This is a genomic window from Bacteroides faecichinchillae JCM 17102, assembly GCF_000614145.1.
GTDB classification, from domain to species: domain Bacteria; phylum Bacteroidota; class Bacteroidia; order Bacteroidales; family Bacteroidaceae; genus Bacteroides; species Bacteroides faecichinchillae.
This window is the reverse complement of the sequence record NZ_BAKK01000102.1, coordinates 1-2674: the sequence shown is the minus strand read 5'-3', so window position 1 is coordinate 2674 and position 2674 is coordinate 1. Positions and strand designations below refer to the sequence as shown.

Genomic DNA, 2674 nt, shown 5'->3' with positions numbered 1-2674 from the left:
CCTTGAGTGGGTTATTAGGGCAAAGCCCTAATCCCCTCGGGAGAGCCCACAACTACGAAAGCGGAGCGTGTAGTTATAGTGGGCTATAACCGAAAGCCGTTTTTCTTTTTCGGTGACTGGCTGCGCACCCCTTTGTCGGATTGTACTTGCCTGTTTCTTTCAACCTGTTTCTGTAAGTATTCGTTCAAGTCCTTGCATCCGCTGTAAGTCTGCGAAGCGTCACGGATGTACAGGTCTCTACTGTATTCCTTGCGGATTTGTTGGAGGGCTTCCATGCCTGCACGGTCGTTGTCGAAAAAGCAGTGGATGCGTTCGTAATTGCCCAACGGATAGAGAGCCTTGTTCACATTCGATACGGAGTTCAATACAATGTAGTCCTGCCCGTCCAATTCCGGATAATTCGGGCAGCTCTCCTGTCTCAATGTCAGAAAGGAGAGATAGTCCATGAATCCTTCGAATACATAACAAGTATGCCTCGCTTTCCCCGATTGTCTGATGTGGGAGATTTCCTTTGGGGCGATGCAGCCCTTGAAATAGCGGTTGCGGATTTCATATCCACCGATACATTGGGAAAGGCGATGGCAAAGTACCGCTTGCCGTTGTGGGTGAAACGTGCTTCACTGCATTCTCTTTTCACCAGTTCTATGTTAATTCCTCTATCTTGTAAGTAGGCAAGCAGGGCAGGGGACGATAAAGGAACTATTTCCAACTGTTGGAAGCTCGGTTCGGAAGAGCTTTGCTTGCCAAAAGAGAAAGATACCGGGCGCACATTCGGTGTCTGCTCCGCTATCTGTTTCAGGATGTAAGGTACATGGTCAGTAGCGTACAGGTGTGCAGCCAGTTCAATGATGCCACCACCTTTACCCAAACCGAAGTCATACCATTGTTCACGTTCGGTATTCACTTTGAACGATGCTTCGCTCTCTTCCCGAAGTGGAGATTTGTACCAAAGGTTGATACCTTGTTGTTTTACTGGTGAATAACCCAAGCTGTACAGATAATCTGCTATCCTTATTTGCTTGGCTGTCTGTATATCCATAAAATGATTGTTTTAGTAGTTGGTGAATTGATTTGTTTTTCTTTTCGCCCGTACCTTTTCAGGAAGTACGGTTTATAACCACTTCACTAAATTCTCGTATATATAGGATACGGTAATAAAGTGAAGTGATTTTGTCCCATTCCCCAAGCACTTCACTATATTCCTAATATATACACCCCGAGAATAAAGTGAAGTGGTTGCATGGAAACGGTCTAATAGTGGAAATCGGGCATGAAGGTGTATTTTCTGCCGTTCTCCTGTACTATCATCCGCTTGTTGCGGAGCATGGTGATGAGCGATACCGCCTTTTTATGGTTCAGCTTTACACCCACTGACATATAGGTCTTGATTAAGGCATCTTCCAGTTCCTTGTAGCCGTACTCCTCTTTCAGACCGAAAACGGCTTCCAGGGCGATACGGTGCTGCTGCTCGGTGATATGCCTGTAAGGGTCGAACCTCTCTTCTTCGGGTCTTCCCGGCTTCTTGGCTTCGGGCTTGTAACCTCCATGAGTTCGGGAAGGGCTTTGTCGTTGATGCGGAACGCAAAAGGCTCAAAGTCCATTGCCCGGATGTGAATGGCTGAAACATGGCTGATGTCACCATTGCCCTTGTCCTTTTCTACCAGTAATACGGTTTCCGCCTTGTTGTTCAACTCCGTACCGATATGCCCTCTTGCGTTCTCATCCCCCTTGTTCTGATGTAGTATCGTATGGATGTGTATCTGCCTGTCATCCGTCCACTGCATCAGCTTGGATATGATGCGTGTGGATTCGCTGGGGCTGTTGATGTCATACACCATATCCCGTATGCCGTCTATAATTACAAGACCGATGTCGGGTGTATTGTAAATAGCCTGTTCCACAATCTTGATACGTTGCTCAGGCGTGTATTTTCTCAAAGCGAGAAATTCAAGGTTCTCATTGTCCCTGTCATCGGGCAAGCCAGCCATCCGTAAAATGCGTGTCATGACTTTCAGGCAATGGTAAGGGCTTTGTTCCGTATCAACATAAAGCACTTTACGCTTATCTTCCGGCAATTCCGCCACATACCGCAACACTGTGCCGTTCTTCAATGCGGCGGCTACGATAGCCGACACATTGAATGTCTTTTTACTTTTGGCTTTGCCGATGGATGCGCTGAAATTGCCTAATGTCCCAATGACAGAGCCATGCACTTTGAGGATTTCAGGGGCTTTCTCATAACTTTTCGACAGGCTCAAACGTGAGGCTTGCCAAAGGATTATGGCTTCTTCTGCCGATATATCCTTAGTTTCTCTTATATAGTCCATAGCCATATCTCCCGTTATTTCCGTCCTCCTGTTTTCTTTCCGGCAAGTTCAAGGGCAAGTTCCACATCCACGATAATCTTGCGCCCTATCTGAGTGATTGCCTTGTCAATCTTTCCGCTTTTCTTGATGCGGTGGGCGGTGGGCAGACTGCACCCGAACAGTTTGGCTATGCCCAGTATTCCGTACACATACTTTCTTTCTGCGTCCGTAACGGGCTGTGGCTGCGTTTCCGTTTGATGGGAAGCGTGCTTGCTTAGGAATATGAACTCTTCGCCTGTCATCTGCCAGACGGGTTTTGATAATAACTCTTGAAGATTTGTCATCGTCCAATCTATTTAGTCGTTTAA

1 protein-coding gene and 2 pseudogenes are annotated in these 2674 nt (G+C 46.9%); all 3 read right to left on the bottom strand.

The window, feature by feature from the left end; genetic code table 11:
- Positions 1-83: 83 nt before the first annotated feature.
- The 3 genes and pseudogenes from JCM17102_RS28715 to JCM17102_RS20810 all read right to left on the bottom strand — a co-directional run bounded on the left by JCM17102_RS28715 (position 84) and on the right by JCM17102_RS20810 (position 2650).
- Positions 84-1039, bottom strand: a pseudogene (locus JCM17102_RS28715) (DUF8464 domain-containing protein).
- A gap of 212 nt (positions 1040-1251) precedes the next feature.
- Positions 1252-2327: pseudogene (locus JCM17102_RS28710) on the bottom strand (AAA family ATPase).
- Positions 2328-2341: 14 nt separating this feature from the next.
- Positions 2342-2650 carry a DUF3853 family protein gene (locus JCM17102_RS20810; protein ID WP_025076550.1) on the bottom strand — a complete coding sequence of 103 codons (309 nt, stop codon included), beginning with the start codon at positions 2648-2650 and terminating at the stop codon, positions 2342-2344.
- Positions 2651-2674 lie beyond the last annotated feature (24 nt).